This is a genomic window from Cereibacter sediminicola, from assembly GCF_007668225.1.
Taxonomy (GTDB): Bacteria; Pseudomonadota; Alphaproteobacteria; order Rhodobacterales; family Rhodobacteraceae; genus Cereibacter_A; species Cereibacter_A azotoformans.
The window spans coordinates 42456-64021 of the sequence record NZ_VDEK01000021.1 but is presented as its reverse complement, the minus strand read 5'-3'; the positions used below and the strand labels follow the sequence as shown (position 1 = coordinate 64021).

19 protein-coding genes are annotated in these 21566 nt (G+C 69.4%); 4 read left to right on the top strand and 15 right to left on the bottom strand.

Annotated features, from left to right (window positions below; translation table 11 throughout):
- Positions 1–209: 209 nt before the first annotated feature.
- Complete coding sequence (locus tag FG154_RS13940; protein WP_145109075.1) at positions 210–1448, bottom strand: anaerobic sulfatase maturase; 1239 nt, start codon at positions 1446–1448, stop codon at positions 210–212.
- Positions 1449–1635: 187 nt separating this feature from the next.
- On the opposite strand from FG154_RS13940, the gene FG154_RS13935 reads away from it, so the two are divergent.
- Positions 1636–2622 (top strand): siderophore-interacting protein, encoded by a 987-nt coding sequence (locus FG154_RS13935; RefSeq protein ID WP_145109072.1) that lies wholly within the window; start codon positions 1636–1638, stop codon positions 2620–2622.
- On the opposite strand, the gene FG154_RS13930 is transcribed toward FG154_RS13935, so the two are convergent.
- The 5 genes from FG154_RS13930 to fabA all read right to left on the bottom strand — a co-directional run bounded on the left by FG154_RS13930 (position 2598) and on the right by fabA (position 7551).
- Positions 2598–4301 carry an ABC transporter ATP-binding protein gene (locus FG154_RS13930; RefSeq protein ID WP_145109069.1) on the bottom strand — a complete coding sequence of 568 codons (1704 nt, stop codon included), beginning with the start codon at positions 4299–4301 and terminating at the stop codon, positions 2598–2600. The two genes, FG154_RS13935 and FG154_RS13930, sit on opposite strands and share 25 nt — an antisense overlap.
- Positions 4302–4484: 183 nt before the next feature.
- Positions 4485–4910: a VOC family protein gene (locus tag FG154_RS13925; RefSeq protein WP_145109066.1), complete on the bottom strand. Its 426-nt coding sequence runs from the start codon at positions 4908–4910 to the stop codon at positions 4485–4487.
- Positions 4911–4994: 84 nt separating this feature from the next.
- On the bottom strand, positions 4995–5783 hold the full coding sequence (locus tag FG154_RS13920) for an enoyl-ACP reductase FabI (RefSeq protein WP_145109063.1): 789 nt from the start codon (positions 5781–5783) through the stop codon (positions 4995–4997).
- A gap of 10 nt (positions 5784–5793) precedes the next feature.
- On the bottom strand, positions 5794–7023 hold the full coding sequence (gene fabB, locus FG154_RS13915; RefSeq protein ID WP_145109060.1) for a beta-ketoacyl-ACP synthase I: 1230 nt from the start codon (positions 7021–7023) through the stop codon (positions 5794–5796).
- Between the two features lie 18 nt (positions 7024–7041).
- Entirely contained in the window at positions 7042–7551 is a 510-nt protein-coding gene (gene fabA / locus FG154_RS13910; RefSeq protein ID WP_145109058.1) for a bifunctional 3-hydroxydecanoyl-ACP dehydratase/trans-2-decenoyl-ACP isomerase, read from the bottom strand.
- A 146-nt stretch (positions 7552–7697) separates the two neighbouring features.
- Between fabA and irr the strand changes: the two genes are divergently transcribed.
- Together irr and FG154_RS13900 are read left to right on the top strand one after the other, a co-directional pair.
- The gene (gene irr / locus FG154_RS13905) at positions 7698–8138 is read left to right on the top strand and encodes a Fur family transcriptional regulator Irr (RefSeq protein ID WP_145109055.1); all 441 of its coding nucleotides are present in this window, start codon (positions 7698–7700) and stop codon (positions 8136–8138) included.
- 128 nt (positions 8139–8266) lie between these two features.
- A complete protein-coding gene (locus FG154_RS13900; RefSeq protein WP_145109052.1) occupies positions 8267–9073 on the top strand; it encodes a transglutaminase-like domain-containing protein in 807 nt (268 codons plus the stop codon).
- Between the two features lie 58 nt (positions 9074–9131).
- Here FG154_RS13900 and FG154_RS13895 read toward each other — a convergent pair whose 3' ends face one another.
- Positions 9132–9893 carry an SDR family NAD(P)-dependent oxidoreductase gene (locus FG154_RS13895; protein WP_145109049.1) on the bottom strand — a complete coding sequence of 254 codons (762 nt, stop codon included), beginning with the start codon at positions 9891–9893 and terminating at the stop codon, positions 9132–9134.
- Positions 9893–11053 (bottom strand): acetyl-CoA C-acyltransferase, encoded by a 1161-nt coding sequence (locus tag FG154_RS13890; protein WP_145109046.1) that lies wholly within the window; start codon positions 11051–11053, stop codon positions 9893–9895. The genes FG154_RS13895 and FG154_RS13890 overlap by 1 nt, the downstream gene beginning before the upstream one ends.
- Positions 11054–11423: 370 nt before the next feature.
- On the opposite strand from FG154_RS13890, the gene FG154_RS13885 reads away from it, so the two are divergent.
- Positions 11424–11774 carry a hypothetical protein gene (locus FG154_RS13885; RefSeq protein WP_145109043.1) on the top strand — a complete coding sequence of 117 codons (351 nt, stop codon included), beginning with the start codon at positions 11424–11426 and terminating at the stop codon, positions 11772–11774.
- Positions 11775–11915: 141 nt separating this feature from the next.
- Here the strand turns inward: FG154_RS13885 and FG154_RS13880 are convergent, their stop codons facing one another.
- Genes FG154_RS13880 through xdhA form a run of 7 tightly spaced genes read right to left on the bottom strand, consistent with a single transcriptional unit; the run spans position 11916 to position 21454 of the window.
- The gene (locus tag FG154_RS13880; RefSeq protein WP_145109040.1) at positions 11916–13010 is read right to left on the bottom strand and encodes a BMP family ABC transporter substrate-binding protein; all 1095 of its coding nucleotides are present in this window, start codon (positions 13008–13010) and stop codon (positions 11916–11918) included.
- A gap of 48 nt (positions 13011–13058) precedes the next feature.
- Positions 13059–13991, bottom strand: a complete 933-nt coding sequence (locus FG154_RS13875; RefSeq protein ID WP_145109037.1) for an ABC transporter permease — start codon at positions 13989–13991, stop codon at positions 13059–13061.
- Positions 13991–15073 (bottom strand): ABC transporter permease, encoded by a 1083-nt coding sequence (locus FG154_RS13870; RefSeq protein WP_145109034.1) that lies wholly within the window; start codon positions 15071–15073, stop codon positions 13991–13993. Before FG154_RS13870 ends, FG154_RS13875 begins: the two co-directional genes overlap by 1 nt.
- On the bottom strand, positions 15060–16580 hold the full coding sequence (locus FG154_RS13865) for an ABC transporter ATP-binding protein (protein ID WP_145109031.1): 1521 nt from the start codon (positions 16578–16580) through the stop codon (positions 15060–15062). Before FG154_RS13865 ends, FG154_RS13870 begins: the two co-directional genes overlap by 14 nt.
- Positions 16577–17518, bottom strand: coding sequence for a xanthine dehydrogenase accessory protein XdhC (gene xdhC / locus FG154_RS13860; protein WP_145109028.1), 942 nt, complete (start codon positions 17516–17518; stop codon positions 16577–16579). Before xdhC ends, FG154_RS13865 begins: the two co-directional genes overlap by 4 nt.
- Positions 17511–20000 carry a xanthine dehydrogenase molybdopterin binding subunit gene (locus FG154_RS13855; RefSeq protein WP_145109025.1) on the bottom strand — a complete coding sequence of 830 codons (2490 nt, stop codon included), beginning with the start codon at positions 19998–20000 and terminating at the stop codon, positions 17511–17513. The genes xdhC and FG154_RS13855 overlap by 8 nt, the downstream gene beginning before the upstream one ends.
- Positions 19997–21454, bottom strand: a complete 1458-nt coding sequence (gene xdhA / locus FG154_RS13850; protein WP_145109022.1) for a xanthine dehydrogenase small subunit — start codon at positions 21452–21454, stop codon at positions 19997–19999. The genes FG154_RS13855 and xdhA overlap by 4 nt, the downstream gene beginning before the upstream one ends.
- Between the last annotated feature and the right edge of the window lie 112 nt (positions 21455–21566).

Genomic DNA, 21566 nt, shown 5'->3' with positions numbered 1-21566 from the left:
TTTCTACTGAGGCAACGGCAACATCTTCGGCAACATTTCAGGCGAGGCAATGCGCGGAGCAGCGGCAAAATGTCCAGCCCCCGCCGCATCTTTTTCCCGCGCGTCACGGGAAATCCTCCAAGGGCCTCCCGAAAATCGGGACGTTTTTGCCGGTCAGCGCCCCGCCAGAGCCGTTGGCCGAGAAAATACGTCTTCGTGATCCGGGCCGCTCAGCCAGCGCGTTCCATGATGGCCGCGGCCGGCCAGCCGGCACGCACGAGGCGCACGATCTCGGCAAGTCGGTCTCCGGCATGGTCGAGGAACATCCGGTAGCCGGCGCAGAAGTGGCTTACCTTTCCCGGACCGCCTCCGGGTTCGGGCGCGATCCGGTGCTTGGGGCATCCGCCGTGGCAGGCGGCCCTCCATCGGCAGTCGCGGCAGCTTGCGGGCAGGAGGGCGGCCTTCTCCTTGCCGAACCGGCGTTGCCGGGGCAGGGCGGCAAGTTCGCCGATCCTGCGGCCGCGGATGTTGCCCAGCCGATGATCGGGATAGACATAGTGATCGCAGGCGTAGAGGTCGCCGTTGTGTTCGAGCGCGAGCGCATCGCCGCAGGTCTCGGCAAAGAGGCAGAGCGAGGCGGGCTCGCCCGCAAGGATGCCCAGCATCACCTCGAAATGCTGAACGAACACCCGGCCCACGTCAGCCGACACCCACTCGTCGAAGATTGCGCAGAGAAACCGGCCATAGTCCTCGCCGCTGACGCAGAAGGGCGCCAACGTCGCGCCGCGGTCGCCCCTGCCCGGAGGGCCGGCGAGCCCGCCCCCCGGCATCAGCCGTTCGAGCGCCGGGATGAGCTGTATCACCTCGATCCCAAGGCCCCGCAGGTATCTGTAGACCTCGAGCGGCTGGTCCACGTTGGAGCGGCTGACCACGGTCAGGACATTCACATCGACCCCGTGCCGCTGGAGAAGCCCCAGCCCCCGAAGTACCCTGGCCGAGCTGGCCCGCCCGCGCCGGTCCGGCCGCGCCGCGTCCTGTATCGCGGGAGGTCCGTCGAGGCTCACCCCCACGAGAAACTCGTGCGCGCGCAGGAAGTCGGCCCACTCGGGGGTGACGAGCGTTCCGTTGGTCTGGATCGCGTTTCCGATCCGGTGTCCGGGAGGGCAGAACCGCTGCTGCAGATCCACCACGCGGCGGAAGAAGTCGAGCCCCATAAGGAAGGGTTCGCCGCCCTGCCAGCTGAAGGTGATGTCGCGCAACCCGGCCGCCGATTGCGCCGCGACATAGCCGCGGATGAACCGGACAAGAACGTCCTCGTCCATCCTGAACCGGTGCCTTTCGGGATAGAGCGCCTCCTTCCCGAGATAGTAGCAGTAACCGCAGGCAAGGTTGCAGCGCGGGCCGACCGGCTTGGCCATGACATGAAAGGCATGGGGCTGGCGCCGCGGGTTCTGCAGGGTGGAGCGCATGGGCGACTCTCTGGTGTCGGAGACATCCGGCATGGCACCGCGGCTGCGACAGATCAAGTCATAGGTGCTTGACGGTTTTTGTCGGGATAAGGTAAGTCACGGTCAGCCAGCCCGCCGGGCACGCTACGCCCTGCCTGACGCGAGGGGCATCGCCTCCGCCCTCTCGCCTGTTGAAAAGGATGCCGGGATGAGCGTCTCGCTGACCGCCTGCCTGCCGGGCTGTGCCGCCGTGGCCCTGCTCGCCCGCGCCGAGGCCGACGACTGGCCCGTGCGGGCCGTGCCGGGAGGGTTCTCGGTCCAGGTCTGGGGCGGAGAGGTCCGGCTCACGGGGCTCGAGCTGCGGCTCGAGGCGGCCGACGCCTGCCAGCTCTTCGTGTTGCAGGAGGCGATGACGCTCCTGTTCGAGGCGGCCGGCGCCCGGCCCGTGTGGGAGCGTGTGGCCACCGGCGACCTGCCGCCCACGCTGTCGCTGCTGCGGGTGGAGGGGGTGTGCGACGTGTCGCCCGGCTTTCGCCGGGTGCGCCTGACCGGCAACGTTTCGCGCTTCGCGAATGGCGGGCTGCATGTGCGCCTGCTGTTGCCGCCCGAGGGGCGTCCGCCGGAATGGCCCGTGATCGACGCCTCGGGCCGGACGCGCTGGCCCGAAGGCGCGGCGGCCCTGCACGCGCCGGTCTATACGATCCGGGCGCTCGATCCTCGCCAGGGGTGGCTCGAGATCGACATCTTCCAGCATCCGGGCGGCCGCACGGCCCGTTGGTCGCGCGAGGTGCAACCGGGCGCCGTGGTCGGGGTGATGGGGCCGGGCGGCGGCTGGATCCCCGAGGCGGGCTTCTGCGCCTTCTTTGGCGATGAGACCGCGCTGCCGGCCATCGCGCGCATCCTTGCCGCCCTGCCTCCGACGACGCGCGGTGCGGCCCATCTGGCGGTGCGGCCCTCGGACCTTCCCGACCTGCCGCGCCCGCCGGGCCTGTCGCTTGCCTGCGTGGCGCGGCCCCGCCTTCTCGAGTTCCTCGAGCGGCTTGATCTGCCCGACGCCGACCGGCTCGTGTGGGTGGCGGGCGACCGCGGGCTGGCCGATGCGGCGCGCGACACGCTGCGCGGCCGTGGCCTGCACAAGCGCGAGATGAGCGTCGCGGCCTACTGGCAGGATCAGGCGGCCGAGAGCCGTGCATAGCGCCCGCCGCGCGCGGCAAGCTCGGCGTGGGTGCCGAGTTCGACGATGAGGCCTTCCTCCATCACCACGATCCGGTCTGCATGGCGGATCGTGGCGAGGCGGTGCGCAATGATCAACGTGGTCCGGCCCACCGCCAGCGCGTCGAGCGCCGTCTGGATCTCGCGCTCGGTCTCGGTGTCGAGGGCCGAGGTCGCCTCGTCGAGGATCAGGATCGGCGGGTTCTTCAGGAAGGCCCGCGCGATGGCCACCCGCTGCTTCTGCCCCCCCGACAGCATCACCCCGCGTTCACCCACCACCGTGTCGAGCCCCTCGGGAAGCGAGGCGATCATCGGCCCAAGCTGGGCCTGTTCCGCCGCAACGCGGATTTCGGCCTCGGACGCGCCCAGACGGCCATAGGCGATGTTCTCGCGCAGCGTGCCGCCAAAGAGGAAGACGTCCTGGCTCACGATGCCGATCTGGCGGCGCAGGCTCTCGATCGTCATGTCCGCCAGCGGGATGCCGTCGATCGTGATCCGCCCCTCGTCGGGATCGTAGAAGCGGGGCACAAGGGCCAGCAGCGTCGTCTTGCCCGCACCGGACGGGCCCACGAAGGCCAGCGTCTCGCCGGGACGGACCGAGAGGTCGATCCCCCTCAGCACCGCGCGGCCGCGGTCATAGTCGAAGCCCACCTTCTCGAACCGGATCGCCCCCGACAGCTGCGGCGCCGGGCGGGCGTTCGGCGCATCGGCGATCTCGGGCTCGGTCTCGAGCAGTTCGAGATAGCGGCGGAAGCCCGCGATGCCCCGCGGATAGGTCTCGATCACCGCGGCAATCTTTTCGAGCGGCCGGAAGAAGACATTCACGAGCAGCAGGAAGCCCACGAACCCGCCGGTGGACAGCTCGCCCGAAAGCACGAACCCTGCCCCTGCGACCATCACCACCAGCTGGACCGACCGCATCCCCATGTAGTTCAGCGCCTGCGAGGCCGCCATGACGCGATAGGCCGCGAGCTTGGTGTTGCGGTAGCGGGCGTTGTCCTGGGCAAAGAGCGCCTTCTCGTGCCCCTCGTTCGCGAAGGCCTGCACGACGCGGATGCCGCCCACATTCTCTTCCAGCCGCACGTTGAAATCGGCAACGCGGGCGTAGATGGCCCTCCAGGTGGCGGTCATCCGGCCGCCGTAGATGGTCACCAGCGCCACCGTCGCCGGCACGATCAGCGCCGTCAGCAGCGCAAGCTGGCTGTTGATCGACAGCATGAGGGCGAAGGCGCCGATGAAGGTCATCACGGCGATGAAGAGGTCCTCGGGCCCGTGGTGGGCCACCTCGCCGATCTCCTCGAGATCGCGCGTCACACGCGCCACCAGCTTGCCGGTCCGCACACGGTCGAAATAGCGGAACGAGAGCTTCTGGAGATGCTCGAACGCCCGCCGCCGCATCTCGGTCTCGATGTTGATGCCCAGCATGTGGCCCCAGTAGGTGACCACCGCCATCAGGCCGGTATTCAGCAGATAGATCAGCAGAAGCGCCGCCGCGGCCACGAGCGTGAGCCCCCAGTCGCCGCGCGGCAGAAGGCGGTCGATGAACCCCTGCACGGCGAGCGGAAAGGCCAGTTCCAGCAGCCCCGAGGCCACGGCACAGCCGAAGTCCAACCAGAAGAGGCCAAGCCACGGCCGGTAATAGGCGAAGAACTGACGGAGCATCGCGGGGCCTTCGTGCGGGATCGGGTGCGGCGGCTGGCTTGGCCGGAGGGGCGCGCCGGATCCTCCGGCACAGGCCCCTCGAACAGCGGGCTGGCTGTCCCTCTCCTGCGCCGGATTGCCGCGGATTACCAGACCTTCCGTGGCTCTGGCCCGCGTTTCGCGCCCGGTCGGGTCGCGGCTTCGTCAGCCGCTGGTCATCTTGCGCGCGGCCGAGGCGGCCTCGGCGTCCATCCAGAAGATCTCGAACGTGTTGCCGTCCGGGTCCATCACCGTGCGCTGATACATCCAGCCGTGATCGTCGGTGGGCTTCGGCTCTTTCCCGCCGGCCGAGAGCGCGGCGGCCAGCAGGTCGTCGACCGCGTCCCGGCTGTCGCGCGACAGGGCGATGAGGACGGCGGTGCTTGCACTCGTGTCCGCGCGGGGCAGGGTGCAGAAGCCCTCGAACCGCTCGTGCGTCAGCAGCATGAAGCGGATCGTGTCGGAAACCGTGATGCAGGCCGCGGTGTCATCCGAGAACTGCGCGTCCAGGCCGAACCCGAGCGACTGGTAGAACGGGATCGACCGCGCGAGGTCGGACACGGGCAGGTTGACGAAGATCGACTGGGGCATGACAGGCTCTTTCGGTGTCAGGTGATGCGGCCGAGGCCGCAGACCTGCAACGGGGCCGCCGGTGCCCGCGTTCCCTCGGTCGCGCTAGAGATGCTCGGGCTGGGGCATCCCGAGGACGTGGTAGCCCCCGTCCACCCGCACGATCTCGCCCGAGGTGCAGGCGCCGTAGTCCGAGGCCAGCCAGACCGCCGTGCCGCCCACTGCCTCGAGCGTGGCGTTGGCGCGCAGGGGGGCGTTCGCCTCGGAATGACGGTAGGTGGCGCGCGCGCCCGCGATCGCGGCGCCGGCCAGCGTCTTCATCGGCCCCGGCGAGATCGCATTGACCCGGATCTTCTGGGGCCCGAGGTCATTGGCCAGATAGCGCACGGCCGATTCCAGGGCCGATTTCGCCACGCCCATCACGTTGTAATAGGGCGTCACCCGGTTCGAGCCCTGGTAGGTCAGAGTCAGCAGCGCCCCACCCTGGGGCATCAGCTCGGCCGAGCGGCGTGCGATGTCGATGAAGGAAAAGCACGAGATCGTCAGCGAGTTGCGGAAGTTCTCGCGCGTCGTGTTGATGAAGCGGCCCGCGAGCTCGCCCTTGTCGGAATAGGCGATGGCATGGACCACGAAGTCCAGCGTCCCCCAGCGGTCCTTGAGCGCCGCAAAGCAGGCGTCGAGCGACTCGTCCTTCGTGACATCGACATCCACGAGGAAATCCGAGCCGACCGAGGCGGCGAGCGGTTCGACCCGCCGGCCGAACGCCTCGCCCTGGTACGAGAAGGCCAACTCTGCCCCCTCGGCGGCCAGCGCCCGCGCGATGCCCCAGGCGATCGAGCGGTCGTTCGCGACCCCCATCACCAGACCGCGTTTACCCTTCATCAGCTCGGCCATCCGCGCGACCTCAGTTGTTGAACTTGCTCAGGACAAGAGTGGCGTTGGTGCCGCCGAAGCCGAAGCTGTTCGACAGGACCGAGTCGATTTCGACGCCCTCGCGCAGGCTGGTGGCGATCTCGTCGGGCCGGATCTCGGGATCGAGTTGGCTCACGTTGGCCGAGGCCGCGATGAAGCCGCCCTGCATCATCAGCATCGAGTAGATCGCCTCATGCACGCCGGTCGCGCCCAGCGAATGGCCGGTGAGCGACTTCGTGGACGAGATCGGCGGGACGTTGCCTTCGCCGAAGATCCGGCGGATCGCCTTGACCTCGGTCACGTCGCCCGCGGGCGTCGAGGTGCCGTGGGCGTTGATGTAGTCGATCCGCCGCCCCTCGGGCAGCGTGGACAGCGCCAGCCGCATCGACCGCTCGCCGCCCTCGCCCGAGGGCGCGACCATGTCGGCCCCGTCGGAGGTGGCGCCGTAACCCGTCACCTCGGCATAGATCTTCGCGCCGCGCGCGCGGGCATGCTCCAGCTCTTCCAGCACGACGACGCCGCCGCCGCCCGCGATCACGAAGCCGTCGCGCGTCGCGTCGAACGCCCGCGAGGCCGTTTCGGGCGCGTCGTTGTATTTCGACGACATGGCGCCCATCGCGTCGAAGAGGCAGGACAGCGTCCAGTCCAGCTCTTCCCCGCCACCGGCGAAGACCACGTCTTGCTTGCCCATCTGGATCAGTTCGGTCCCGTTGCCGATGCAATGCGCCGAGGTCGAGCAGGCCGAGGTGATCGAGTAGTTCACGCCCTTGATCTTGAAGGGCGTGGCCAGGCAGGCCGAGTTGGTCGAACTCATGCAGCGCGTGACCATGAAGGGGCCCATCCGCTTGGGCGAGCCCTTCTCGATGACGATCTTGTGCGCCTGGAAGAAGTTCGAGGTCGAGGGCCCGCCCGAGCCCATCACGAGACCCGAGCGCGGGTTCGAGACATCGCTCTCCTCAAGGCCCGAGTCCTTGATCGCCTGCTCCATCGCGATGAAGTTGTAGGCGGCGCCGGGGCCCATGAAGCGCAGGTCGCGCTTGTCGATATGGTCCTCGAGCACGATCTTCGGCATGCCGTGGACCTGGCTGCGGAAGCCGTGCTGGGCATATTCCTCCGAAAAGGAAATGCCCGAGCGGCCGGCACGCAGGCTCGCTTCCACTTCGGCGGCATTGTTCCCGATCGGCGAGACGATGCCGATCCCGGTGATGACGACGCGGCGCATGGGCTTTCCTCCCCCGGGTCAGGCCGCAGCGGCCAGACCGACTTTCATGTCCTTGACGGTGTAGATTTCCTCGCCGTCGGCGAAGACGCGGCCGTCCGCCACGCCCATCTTGAGCCGGCGGTCGATCACGCGGGTGAAATCGACGTGATAGGTGACGAGCTTGCGATCCGGCCGGACCATGCCCTGCAGCTTCACCTCACCCACGCCAAGCGCGAAGCCCTGGCCCTGCCAGCCGCGCCAGCCGAGGTTGAAGCCGGTCAGCTGCCACAGGCCGTCCAGCCCGAGGCAGCCGGGCATGACCGGGTTGCCCGGAAAGTGGCACTCGAAGAACCACAGGTCCGGGTGGATGTCGAACTCGGCCACGACGTGACCCTTGCCGTGCAGGCCGCCATCCGCCGAAATCTCGGTGATGCGGTCCATCATCAGCATCGGCGGCAGCGGCAACTGGGCATTGCCCGGCCCGAAGAGTTCGCCCCGCGCGCAAGCCAGCAGCGCCTCCTTGTCGAAGCTCGTCGGATAGTCCGCCATCATTCTCCGTCCGTCCCTGGGTCAACCGCTTCCCCTTAGCACCGGCACCGAAGGACTGGCAAGGGCGGCGCCCTGCGTCACCGGGACAGGCCGCACGGGCCCGCACGGGTGTTTCCGTTTGAAATCGGGGCGCGGAATGGGATAAGATGCATTTCATGGCAGATGGAAACATGGCATCAACGGCGATCGAACGCGGCACCGAATGGCTGACGAAGGGGGGCTTGCGTCCCACGCGTCAGCGGGTGGCACTGGCTGCCCTGCTCGTCGGTGACGGGCGGGATCGGCATGTGACGGCAGAGAGTCTTTTTGCCGCAGCCGGGCAGTCGAGCGACAAGGTCAGCCTCGCGACCGTCTACAACACGCTCCGCGCCTTCTGCGAGGCCGGCCTCATGCAGGAAGTGGTGGTCGATGGCGCCCGCAGCTACTTCGACACGCGCGTGGACAATCACCCCCATTTCTTCTGGGAAGACACGGCCGACCTCTTCGACGCCCCGGCCGACCAGCTCGAGATCACCCGCATCCCCGAGCTTCCCGAAGGCGCCGAACTCAGCCGCGTCGATGTGGTGATCCGCCTCAAGCGGTCCTGACGGGCAAGTCGGCGGTCCTTTCGCCTGCGCCTTCGGCATCTGCAGGGATCGGCCCTTTGTGGTCGCATCGCTTCGGAACCGGCCTGCCTGGCAGGGGTTGCCGAATGCGGGGTCACAGGGGGCGGTTCATGCTGATACGGTTCGGATACGAGGTCTCGGTGAACTGCGCCGGGGACACGCCGATGAACTGCCTGCTCGACATTCGGGACGAGCACCGCCCACAGCTCCGCTCGGCCGAGGTGGTCACGACCGAGCCGGAGGTTCCGATGACGCTCCACCGGGACATGTTCGGCAACATCTGCCGGCGGCTTGTGGTGCCTGCGGGCGACTTCACCATCCGCGGCGACGGCGTGATCGAGGATCCGGGCCATCCCGATCCCGAAGACCTGACGGCCGAGGAGGTGCCCGTCGCCCGCCTGCCCGACGAGACGTTGCCGTTCCTGCTCGGGTCGCGCTACTGCGAGACGGATCGGATCAGCCAGATCGCCTGGGACATGTTCGGCGGGCTGGCTCCGGGCTGGGGGCGCGTCCAGGCGATCTCGGACTTTGCGCACCGCCACATCCGCTTCGACTATGCCAACGCCAGCTCGACCCGCACCGCCTATGAGGCGTGGGAGGACGGCACCGGCGTCTGCCGCGACTTCACCCACCTTGCGATCGCGCTCTGCCGGGCCCTGAACATCCCGGCGCGCTACATCAACGGCTACCTCGGCGACATCGGCGTGCCGCCTGGGGGGCCGATGGATTTCTGCGCCTGGATGGAGGTCTATCTCGGCGGCCGCTGGCACACGTTCGATCCGCGCAACAACCAGCGCAGGATCGGCCGGATCACCGTCGCCCGAGGCCGCGACGCGGCCGACGTTGCGCTGATCCACTCGTTCGGCCCGCACAGCCTGACGCACTTCTTCGTCCGCTGCGAAGAACTGGAGGGCTGAGAGCGGCCGCCCCGTCCGCGGGCCCTGGGCCCTTGCGAACGGGGCAGGGTGGCCCGCCCTACTTCGGCCCCATCCTGAGCGCCCCGTCGAGGCGGATGGTCTCGCCGTTCAGCATCGGGTTGCCCAGGATATGCAGCGCCAGCGCCGCAAATTCGGCGGGGCGGCCAAGGCGCGAGGGGAAGGGCACCGCCGCGCCGAGGCTTTCCTGCGCGGCCTCGGGCAGGCCCTTGAGCATGGCGGTCTCGAAGATGCCGGGAGCGATCGCGCACACCCGGATGCCAAGCGGCGCCAGCTCGCGCGCGGCGGGCAGGGTGAGGCCCACGATCCCACCCTTTGACGCCGCATAGGCCGTCTGCCCAATCTGCCCCTCCCATGCCGCGATGGAGGCCGTGTGGATCGCCACGCCCCGCTCGCCCGTGTCGAGCGGAGCCAGCCCGGCCGCCCCCGCCGCAAAGAGCCGCAGCAGGTTGAAGCTGCCGATCAGGTTGACCTCGATGGTGCGCCGGAACTCGTCGAGCGGCATGGTGCCGCCCTTGCCGAGCATCTTCCTCGCCGGGGCCACGCCCGCGCAATTGACCAGGATGCGGGCCGCACCATGCGCGGCCGCGGCCCTTTCCACCGCCTCCTCGGCGCTCTCGGCCGAAGCGACGTCGCAGGCGAGGGCCAGCCCGCCGATCTCGGCCGCCACGGCCTCGGCCGCCCGCCGATTGAAATCCAGCAGCGCAACCCGCGCCCCCGCCGCCGCCAGCGCCCGCGCCGTGGCCTCGCCCAGGCCCGACCCTGCGCCCGTGACCAGCGCCGCCTGATCCCTCAGATCCATCAGAGCAGCTCCACCGCCAGGGCCGTCGCCTCGCCGCCGCCGATGCAGAGCGACGCCACGCCCCGCGTCAGTCCGCGGTCACGCAGGGCGGACAGGAGGGTGACGATGATCCGCGCCCCCGAACACCCGATCGGATGACCGAGCGCGCAGGCGCCGCCGTTCACATTCACCTTGTCATGCGGCAGGTCGAGGTCGCGCATGGCGGCCATGGCCACGACGGCAAAGGCTTCGTTGATTTCGAAGAGGTCCACATCGCCCGCGTCCCAGCCCATCCGGTCGAGCAGTTTGCGGATCGCGAAGATCGGCGCGGTGGTGAAGAGGTTCGGCGCCTGCGCATGGCTGGCATGGCCACGGATCGTCGCCAGCGGCGTGAGGCCTTGCGCCTCGGCGGCGCTCAGGCTGGTGATCACCAGCGCGGCCGCCCCGTCCGAGATCGAGGAGCTGTTCGCCGCCGTCACCGTGCCGCCCTCGCGGAAGGCGGGACGAAGCTGCGGGATCTTCTCGGGACGTGCCCGGCCCGGCGCCTCGTCATCGGCCACGTCATCGACCGCCACGACCTCACCGGCGAAGCGGCCCCCCGAGATCGCGGCCTTGGCGCGCGACAGGGATTCCAGCGCATAGGCATCCTGCGCGTCGCGGGTGAACTGGTAGGCTTCGGCGCAATCCTCGGCGAAGGTGCCCATGGCGCGACCGCGGTCATAGGCATCCTCGAGCCCGTCGAGGAACATGTGATCCATGACGCGGCCGTGACCGATCCTGTAGCCGCCCCGCGCCTTGTCGAGAAGGTAGGGGGCGTTCGACATGCTCTCCATGCCGCCCGCCACCACGATCCGCGCGCTCTCGGCCCGGATCAGGTCGTGCGCAAGCATGACGGCCTTCATGCCCGAGCCGCACACCTTGTTGAGGGTCGAGCAGGGCACCGACTGGGGCAGCCCCGCACCCATCGCCGCCTGCCGAGCCGGAGCCTGCCCCAGCCCCGCCGGCAGGACGCATCCCATGATCAGCTCGTCCACCGCCTGCGGCGCCAGTCCCGCGCGCGCCAGCGCGGCCTCGATGGCTGTCGCGCCAAGTTCGACCGCGGTGCGGCCCCTGAGCGCCCCCTGAAACGCCCCCATCGGCGTGCGCGCCGCCCCCGCGATCACGATCGGTTCCGCCGTCATCAAGCCCTCCCTTCCTGCTGACCGGCGAAGGCTAATCCGGCAGGCTCGTGCGGTGGAAGTGCAAATGGAGGGGTGAGGGGCCTCGTGACGCTCGGTAACTCTGCCGCGCGAGGCCCGGCATCGGCCAATGGGCCACCGGATGATGGCGGGCGCCGTGCTGCGTCTGCGAATGGCTCTGGCAGGGCCGGCCGGGCGCGCGCCGGGGTTCTGGCAAGTGCTGGAAAGTGCGGCATATTGTTGCAGACAGTGTCCCGCCTCCTGCATGGCGGCACTGCATGGCCAGACGTAGACGCCGCTGCGACGCAGCATTATGTTCCGCTCGTCAATCGGCCTGCGATCAAAGGGCCGCCTCTCTGGAAAGCGTCTCACGATGAAAAACGTTCTGGCCGTTACCGCTGCCGCCCTGGCTCTGGCCTCTTCCGTGTCCGCCGGTGAACTGGTGCTCGATGCCCCGATGCAGGCCCGCAGCCTGCACGAGGGGGCGCTCGACCTGGTGGCCTATCGGAGCGACCTCGCCGACGGTGGAATGGAAGTCACCGCGGCCTTCCGCGCACGCACGCCGTCGGGCGAGCCGCAGGTCGTCAAGATGCTGCTGCAGGACAAGGACCGGGTGCAGTTCTCGATGCCGTCGGACCTGCGCACGATCTACACCTTCGCCCGTGCGGGGGATCGGGTGACGGTGGGCGCCGAGCCGGTGGCCTTCAGCCTCGCCTCGCAATAAGCCGATCATCCGGCCCGAAGCGCGCGACGCTGCCCTTGTTCTCGGCGTCGCGTCGCGCTGAGCCCTTCGGTCCGGCGAAAGTTCATGACACGGGAATGGCCCGGACCTGCGGTCCGGGCCAAAGGTCTTGAGGGGTGGATCTTACTTCGGGATCTCGCCCGAGATCCCTTCAACGTAGAAATTCATGCCCAGCAGATCGGCATCGGGCGCGGTCTCGCCTTCGGCCAGCCAGGCCGAGCCGTCCTGCCTGTTCAGCGGGCCGGTGAAGGGATGGTAGGTGCCATCGGCGATCGCGTCGTGAACCTCCATGGCCTTGGCCTTCACCTCGGCCGGGACCGCCTCGGTGATCTCGCCGATCTGCACCTCTCCGCCCGCGATGCCCTCCCAGGCGTCGGTGCCCTCCCAGGTGCCATCGAGCACCATGCCCACGCGCTTGACGTAGTAGGGCGCCCAGTTGTCGATGATCGAGGACACGCGCGGCGAGGGCTTGTAGTTGGCCATGTCCGAGGCCTGGCCAAAGCCGATCACGCCCGGCGTCTTGGCGGCCTCGGCCAGCGGAGCGGTCGAATCGGTGTGGGCGAGGATCACGTCCACCCCCTGCTCGATCAGCGCCTTGGCGGCGTCGGCCTCTTTCGCGGGGTCGAACCAGGTGTAGGCCCAGACGACCGAGATCGTCACGTCGGGGTTCACCTTGCGCGCGTGGATGAACGAGGCGTTGATGCCCTGCACCACCTCGGGGATCGGATAGGAGCCGATGTAGCCGATCTTGTTCGACTTGGTCATCATGCCCGCGATCGTGCCGCAGACCGCGCGACCCTCGTAGAAGCGGGCGTTGTAGGTCGCCACGTTCGGATGCTCGCGCTTGAAGCCGGTGCAATGCTCGAACTTCACGTTCGGGAACTTGGCGGCCACGTTGTTGGTGGCGTCCATGTAGCCGAACGAGGTGGTGAAGATGATGTCGCAGCCCGCCAGCGCCATCTGCGTCAGCACACGCTCGGCGTCCGAACCTTCGGGAACGCTTTCCTGGTAGATCGTCTCGACCCGGTCGCCGAACTCCTGCTCGACGGCCAGACGGCCCTCGTTGTGCTGGAAGGTCCAGCCGCCATCGCCGATCGGGCCGACGAAGACGAAGCCCACCTTCACCTTGTCCCTGGCCTGGGCCATCGCGGCCCGGCCTCCCGCCAGCGACAACGCGAGACCCGAGGCGGCGCCTGCGAGAAGCGTTCTGCGATCCATTCTTTTGCTCCCTGTTCCCTGCCGGCGGTGCCGGCCGATAGTGCTGCCTCAGCGCGAGGCGTGGAAGGTCTTGCCCAGCGACGCCGGCGCCGAGCTGCTCCGGCGCCGGTCGGCCGACATGATGACCAGCACGAGGATCGTTATCAGATAGGGCGACATGGACAAGTATTGCACCGGAATCCGTGCGCCCGCGGCCTGCAGGTTCAACTGGAGGACCGTGATGCCGCCGAAAAGATAGGCGCCGAGCAGGACACGCCACGGCCGCCAGCTGGCAAAGACCACGATGGCCAGCGCGATCCAGCCCGCGCCCGCGGTGATCCCGTCCGTCCATTGCGGCACGCGGATGAGGCTGAGATAGGCGCCGCCGAGCCCCGCCATCGCGCCTCCGAACAGGATCGCCAGCACCCGGATCCGCACCACATGGTAGCCGAGCGCATGGGCCGCCTCGTGATTCTCGCCCACCGCCCGCAACACGAGGCCCGTGCGCGTGTGGCGCAGCACGAACCAGACCGCGGCCACGGCGGCAATCGAGAGGTAGACCATGATGTCGTGCCGGAAGAGCATCGTCCCCAGCGCGGGAATGTCCGACAGCGGCCCGAAGTCGAGCCGGCCCGTCGCGGGCGGCTTCACGCCCACATAGCCCTGCCCGATAAGGCTCGAGAGGCCGAGGCCGAAGAGGGTGAGCGCGAGGCCGCTGGCCACCTGATTGGCCATCAGGACCTGCGTCAGAAAGGCGAAGATCAGGCTCAGCGCGGCCCCGCCCACGGCGCCCCCGATGAAGCCCGCCAGCGGGCTTCCGGTCTCGACCGCGACGACAAAGCCGCAGATCGCGCCGATGATCATCATCCCCTCGACCCCGAGGTTCAGCACGCCCGACTTCTCGACCACCAGTTCCCCGATCGCCGCGAGGATGATCGGCACCGAGGCCATCATCAGCGAGGCCACGAGGACGGCGGGATTGATGCCTCCGAACAGGTCCATCAGGCGGCCTCCTTCCGGCGCGGGCGGATGCGGTAGTTCGACAGAAGGTCCACGGCGAGAAGGAAGAAGAGCAGCATCCCCTGGAAGGCCTGGATCGACGCCGCGGGCAGGCCGAGGTTCGTCGAGGCATTATCGCCGCCGACATAGGTCAGCGCCATCAGAAGCCCCGCGAGCAGGATGCCCACCGGATTGAGCCGCCCGAGGAAGGCCACGATGATCGCCGTAAAGCCATAGCCCTGCGCGAAGTCGATCGAGATCTGCCCCGCCGGCCCCGTCACCTCGAACATCCCCGCCAGGCCCGCCAGCGCGCCCGAGATCCCCATGCACATCAGCACGAGCCGGTTGGGCGACACGCCCGCGAAGCGCGCCGCCCGCGGCGCCTGGCCCGCAAGCCGGATCTGGAAGCCGAGGATGTGACGCTGGAGAAGGATGTAGGCCGCGATCACCGCGGCAAAGGCCGCGACCACGCCCCAGTGCATGCCCGTCCCGGCGATCAGCTCGGGGTTGGCCGACGACGGCCACTGCGAGAGGTTGCGAGAGCCGGGAAAGCCGCCCCCCTGCGGATTGCGCAGGGCGCCCAACGCCATCGAGGCCATGATCGACTGCGCCACATAGACGAGGAGGAGCGAGACGAGGATCTCGTTGGTGCGGAACTTCGTGCGCAGGATCGCGGGGATCATGGCCCAGATCCAGCCGCCGAACGCGCCCGCCACCACCATCAGCGGGAAGATCAGCCGGTTGTCGGCCGGGTAGAGCGCAAGGCCCGCCGCGGCGCCGAAGATGGCGCCCATCATGTACTGCCCCTCGGCGCCGATGTTCCAGACGCCCGCGCGGAAGCCGAGGCTCAGCCCCACCGCGATCAGGATCAGCGGCCCCGCCTTCACCAGAAGCTGGCCCCGGAAATACCAGGCGAACTCGCCGAACAGCGGGTCCCAGAAGATCGTGCGGATCGCCTCGACCGGGTTCTTGCCCAGCAGCGCGAACATCAGCCCACCCGCCAGCATCGTGAGGACAACGGCCAGCACCGGGGTTGCCCAGTTCCAGAAGCGCGACGGGTTGGGCCGCTTCTCAAGCGTGAGCATGGGCCACCTCCATCCCGTGCGCGCCGCCCATCATCAGGCCGATTTCCTCGATGGACAGGCCCTGCGTCGGCCGGGGCACGCTGAGCCGGCCCTCGTTCAGGGCCGCAAAGCGATCGGCGATTTCCAGAAGCTCGTCAAGGTCCTGGCTGATGACCACGACCGCCGCCCCCGCCGCCGCCCGATCGAGGATCGCCTGCCGGATCGCCGCCGCGGCCGAGGCATCCACGCCCCACGTCGGCTGGTTGATGATGATGACCGACGGATCCTGCGACAGCTCGCGGCCCACCACGAATTTCTGCAGGTTGCCGCCCGAAAGCGCGCGGGCGGCCACCCATGTGCCGGGCGTGCGCACGTCGAACCGCTCGACGATCTCCGAGGCGAAGGCGCGCGTGCCCGCCCAGTCGATGAAGCCGCGCCAGGTCAGACGCTTGCGCACCATGCCCGACAGGAGCGCGTTCTCCACAAGGCTCATGTCGGGCGCGGCCGCATGGCCCAGCCGCTCTTCGGGCGCGGCCACCAACCCCCGCGTGCGGCGCTCGTTCGGCCCGAGGTCGCCCACGCCGTGCCCCTCGACCAGCACGGCATCCTTCGGCGCGCGCAACTCGCCCGAGAGCGCGATCAGCAGTTCGTCCTGCCCGTTGCCCGCCACGCCCGCGATGCCCAGCACCTCGCCGCGGCGCACCTTGAAGCTGATGTCCTTGAGCGCGGTGCCGAACGGGATCGGCGAGGCGACCGACAGTCCCGCCACCTCGAGCGCCACTTCGCCCTTGGGGGTGGCGTGCCGCTCGGGCGGGGTCAGCACGGTGCCCACCATCAGTTCGGCCATCTCGCGGGCCGAGCGTTCGCGCGGGGTGCAGGTCGCCACCACCCGCCCGCGGCGCAGGATGGTCGCCTCGTCGCAGAGCGCCCGGATCTCCTCGAGCTTGTGGCTGATGTAGAGGATCGAGGTCCCCTCGGCCGCCAGCTGTCGCAGGGTCTGGAACAGGATCTCCACCTCCTGCGGGGTGAGGACCGACGTCGGCTCGTCCATGATGAGAAGTTTCGGGTCCTGCAGCAGGCAGCGGATGATCTCGACCCGCTGCCGCTCGCCCGCCGAAAGGTCGCCGACCATCCGCGCCGGATCGAGCGGCAGGCCATATTCCTCGGAAACCTGCCGGATCCGGCCCGCGAGGTCGCGCAGCCTCGGCGGATTCTCCATGCCGAGCGCCACGTTCTCGGCCACGTTCAGCGCCTCGAACAGGCTGAAATGCTGGAACACCATGGCCACGCCCGCGGCGCGGGCCTCGCGCGGCTCGCGCGGGGCATAGTCCTGCCCGCGCAGCCGCATCCGCCCCTCGTCGGGCCGGACCAGCCCGTAGATCATCTTGACCAGCGTGGACTTGCCCGCGCCGTTCTCGCCGAGGAGCGCATGCACCTCGCCTTCCCGGATCGAGAAGGACACGTCCGAGTTCGCGACCACGCCCGGATAGGCCTTCGTCACCCCCTCGATCCGCAGAAGTTCCGTCATGACGCGATCTCCGCCCCCGCTCTGCGCTTTTCCCCCAGCAACCCCACCGCGACGCCCAAGGCAATCGCCTGCGGATGCTTGCCGAGCGACTTGTCGCCGATCGGGCACACCATGCGCGCGATCTGCCCCTCGGAATGGCCAAGCGCGCGCAACCTGCCACGGAAGCGGGCAGCCTTCGTGGCCGAGCCGATGACCCCGAGCCCGGCCGAGCCGTGCGCGAGGATCCGGTGGCAAAGCTCGAGATCCAGCGCGTGCGAGAATGTCAGCACGAGATGTTCGGCCTCGCGCGGCGCATGGGCCACCAGCTCCTCGGGCCGCTCGCACCAGAGCGCGTGCGGCCCCTCGGGCAGCGCCTCGGGAAAGCGGTCGCGGGCCACGTCGATCCATGTCAGCGCAAGATCGGGCAGGGGCGCCAGCACCCCCACCAGCGCCCGGCCGACATGGCCGGCGCCCCAGATCCAGACCTGCCGCTCTGGCATCGCCAAGGGCTCGATCAGCCAGCCCTGCCGGATCTGCGCCGCCGGCCGCGCCCCCTCGCGCCGCGTCCGGTCGATCAGCCGCCTCACCTCGAGCCCCATCGGGCGGCCGTCCAGGCTGCGCGCCACCAGCGGCCCCGCGACCGCGGAAAGCTTCGCCGCGTCCCAGACCTCGGTGACCAGCGTGACAGACCCGCCGCAGCACTGTCCGAGCGCGGGGCCGAGCGGCATCCGGTCGACCCTCGCCACTCCGTCCGGCAGAAGGGCTTGGGCCCGCGCGGTGGCCTCCCATTCCAGCGCCCCGCCGCCGATGGTGCCCGAACTCCCGCCCTCCCAGACGAGCATGGCCGCGCCCGGCGCGCGGGGCGCCGAACCCTCGACCGCGGCCACCACCACCCGGGCCACGCGCCCATGGTCCTGCACGGCCGCCCGCAGCCCTTCAAGGTGGAACCCCTCAGCCACGCTGCCGCCTCACCGCCATCAGGATGCGCTCCGGCGTGGCCGGCGCATCCAGCGCGGGATAGACCGAGCCATCGCCGCAGGCCGCCACCGCGTCCGAAAGCGCCATCAGCACTGAAATTCCGAGCATGAAGGGCGGCTCGCCCACCGCCTTCGACCGCCCCACCGTCTCCTCGGGATTTGGCCGGTCCCAGAGGGCCACGTTGAAGATCCGCGGCCGGTCCGAGCAGGCGGGGATCTTGTAGGTCGAGGGCGCATGGGTGCGCAGCCGCCCCTCGCCGTCCCAGACCAGCTCTTCCGTGGTCAGCCAGCCCGCCCCCTGCACATAGCCGCCCTCGATCTGGCCCAGATCCAGCGCCGGATTAAGGCTCGCGCCCGTGTCGTGCAGGATGTCGGCCCGCAGGATGCGGTTCTCGCCCGTAAGGCTGTCGATCACGACCTCCGACACCGCGGCCCCGTAGGCGAAGTAGAAGAAGGGTCGCCCGCGCCCCTTCAGCCGGTCCCAGACGATCTTCGGCGTCCGGTAATAGCCGGTGGCCGAGAGGGGAACGCGTGCCTGATAGGCCATGGCCGCCACGTCGGCGAAGGACAGGTCGGCCCCGCCCACGCGCACACGCCCCTCCTCGAACAGCACCTCCTCCGCCCGCGCCTGATGCCGAGCGGCCACGAGATCCGCCAGTCGCTCGCGCAGCGTCACGCAGGCCGCGCGCACGGCCATTCCGTTCAGGTCCGACCCGGACGAGGCCGCCGTGGCCGAGGTGTTGGGCACCTTGCCGGTGTCGGTGGGCGTGATCTTCACCGCCTCGACCGGCAGCCCCAGCTCGGCTGCCGCCACCTGCGCAACCTTCTGGAACAGCCCCTGTCCCATCTCGGTCCCGCCGTGGTTCAGATGCACCGATCCATCCTGATAGATGTGGACCAGCGCCCCCGCCTGGTTCAGCCAGGTCAGCGTGAACGAGATCCCGAACTTCACCGGCGTCAGCGCAATGCCGCGCTTCAGGATCGGGCTCTGCCGGTTCCATTCGGCAATCTCGGCACGGCGGCGGGCATAGTCCGCCCTCTCCGCCAATGCGGCCACCAGCGCATCGCCAATGAAATCCTCGACCGGCATGTGGTAGGGCGTCGTCTGCACCCCCTCGGGCACGGGCGGCGGCAGATCATGCCCGACCGCCTCCGCCCCGCGCGAGGTCAGATCCACCTCCTCCGCGCCGAGCCGCTCCCGGGCTTCGGCCTCCTCCTCCTTCATTCTCGCGGAAATATCCCGGGGGTCCGGGGGCAGAGCCCCCGGCCCTGTCCCCGGCTCCGGCCCGTCCGTGCCTTGCCCCCGGTCGCCGCCCGATGTCATCGGCGCATAGAAGTTCGCCTGACGCACCGCGAGCGGATCGCGGCCGAGCGCATGGGCCACATGGTCCATCACCCGCTCGATCCCGATCATGCCCTGCGGGCCGCCAAAGCCGCGGAAGGCGGTGGCGCTCTGGCTGTGGGTGCGCAGCCGGTGGCTCTCGATCCGCACCGCTGGCAGGTGATAGGCATTGTCGGCGTGCAGCATCGCCCGGTCCGCCACCGGCAGCGAAAGGTCCTGCGACCAGCCGCAGCGGAAGAGGTGGCGGAACTCGACCCCCGAAAGACGCCCCTCCGCGTCAAAGCCCGCGCGGTAGTCGATCCGAAGGTCGTGACGCTTGCCGGTGATGATCATGTCGTCGTCGCGGTCGTAGCGCATCTTGCAGGGCCGCCCCGTCATCCGCGCGGCCAGCGCGCAGGCGATGGCCAGCGCATTGCCCTGGCTTTCCTTGCCACCAAAGCCGCCGCCCATGCGCCGCACCTCGACCCGCACCGCGCTCATCGGCAGTCCCAGCGCATGGGCCACCTTGTGCTGGATCTCGGTCGGATGCTGGGTCGAGGAATGGACATGCATGTCGCCCCCCTCCTGCGGCAGGGAGAGCGCCACCTGACCCTCGAGGTAGAAATGCTCCTGTCCGCCCACCTCCATCCGGCCCTCGACACGGTGCGGTGCCGCCTCGATGGCCTCCGCGGCCCGGCCCTTCTCCCAGACGACCGGCCCCTCCTCGAAGCGCGAGCCGGCGGCCAGCGCCTCATCGACGGTGAGGATCGCCGGCAGCGGCTGGATCTCGGGCCGCGCCAGACGCGCCGCGCGGCGGGCCGCCCGATGGCTCTCGGCCACCACGAGAAACAGGGGCTGGCCCGCGTAATGGACGCGACCGCGCGCAAGGAGCGGCTCGTCGTGGGTCGAGGGCGAGCAGTCCGGCATCGGATCGAGGTCATCGGGGCCGATCACCCGCACGACGCCCGGCGCGCGCCGCACCGGCTCGAGGTCGAGCGACAGGATCTCGCCATGCGCCACGGGCGAGAGGCCGAAGGCCAGATGCAGCGTGCCGCTCGGGGTGGGGATGTCGTCCACATAGCGCGCGGCGCCGGTGACATGAAGCGGGGCCGCATCGTGCGGCAGGGGCTTGCCGAGGCTCATGCGCCCACCTCCAGCACCGAGACCCTGCCGCCGTCGAGATCGTGGAAGACGCGGGTCAGCATGTTCGCCGCCGCCTCCAGCCGGTAGGCGGCCGAGGCGCGCATGTCCGAAAGCGGGGTGAAATCCTCGGCGAAGGCCGGCCGGGCGGCCTCCAGCGCGGCGAGCGTCCAGGGCCGGCCGACGAGAGCGGCCTCGACCGCCGACGCCCGCTTCGGGATCCCCGCCATGCCGCCAAAGGCCACGCGGGCCGAGACGACATGGCCCTCTTCCAACCCGATGTTGAAGCAGCCGCAGACCGCCGAAATGTCCTGATCGAACCGCTTCGACAGCTTGTAGCAGCGCAGCCCCGGGGCCTCGGTCGGGATCGTGACCGCCTCGACGAACTCGCCCGGACGCCGGTCCTGCTTGCGGTAGTCGAGGAAAAAGTCCTCGATCGGCAGCGAGCGCTGCTCCTCTCCCCGACGCAGGTGGAGCGTTCCGCCGAGCGCGATCAGGGCGGGCGGCGTGTCGCCGATGGGCGAGCCGTTGGCGATGTTGCCGCCGATCGTGGCGGCGTTGCGGATCTGGACGCTCGCGAAGCGGCGCAGGAGTTCGGCGAAGGCGGGCAGGCGGGGTGCCAGCGCCGCGCGCAGTTCGGCGATGGTGACCATGGCGCCGACGCGGAGCTGTCCGCCCTCGTCGTCGATGCGGCGGAGCTCCGGGATGGCGCCAAGGAAGATCGGCGTCGGCAGGTCGCGCAGCTCCTTCGTGACCCAGAGGCCCACGTCGGTCGCGCCCGCGATCAGCGTGGCTTCGGGATGGGCCTCGTAGAGACGCGCAAGCTCCTCGAGGCTCGTCGGGCGGCTGGTGGCGGCGGGGGGGCTGTCTGCCCCCCCGTGCCCGCCCGCCGGGCGGACGTTCGCGGCCGCCCCTCCCGAGGAGGGGCTCCGGCCGCTCACGGTCCCCCCCGAGGATATTTGGGGCAGAGTGAAGGGCGGCAGCCAGTCGGGCTGCGGGTCCGTCTCGGCGGCCTGGGCGGCGCGGAGGATGGGGGCGTAGCCCGTGCAGCGGCAAAGGTTGCCCGCAAGCGTGTCGTCATGGTCGCGACAGCCGGTTGCGTGGGCCACGGCCAGCGACATGACGATGCCTGGGGTGCAGAAGCCACATTGCGAGCCGTGTTCGTCGATCATCGCCCGCTGGACGGGATGCAGGCGGCCATCGGGCGCGGCAAGGCCCTCGACGGTCCGAACGTCCTTGCCCTGCAGCTGCGGAAGGAAGAGCAGACAGGCGTTCAGGGCGCGCGGGCCGGTCTCGTCGGTCACCATGACGGTGCAGGCGCCGCAGTCGCCTTCGTTGCAGCCCTCCTTGGTGCCGGTGAGGCCGCGGTCTTCACGCAGGAAGTCGAGGAGCGTCCGCGTGGGTTCGGCCGAGACGCTGAGGGGCGTTCCGTTCAGGATGAACGCGATGTCCGTCATGTGAGAACCTGCCGCCTTCTGTGGTGCCTTGCTTGCGCCGGTGCAGGACCGCCCGATGCGGCGTAAAGCGGGCCTGCGACATATCGTGCCATGAAAGCCTGCCGGGGCGCCG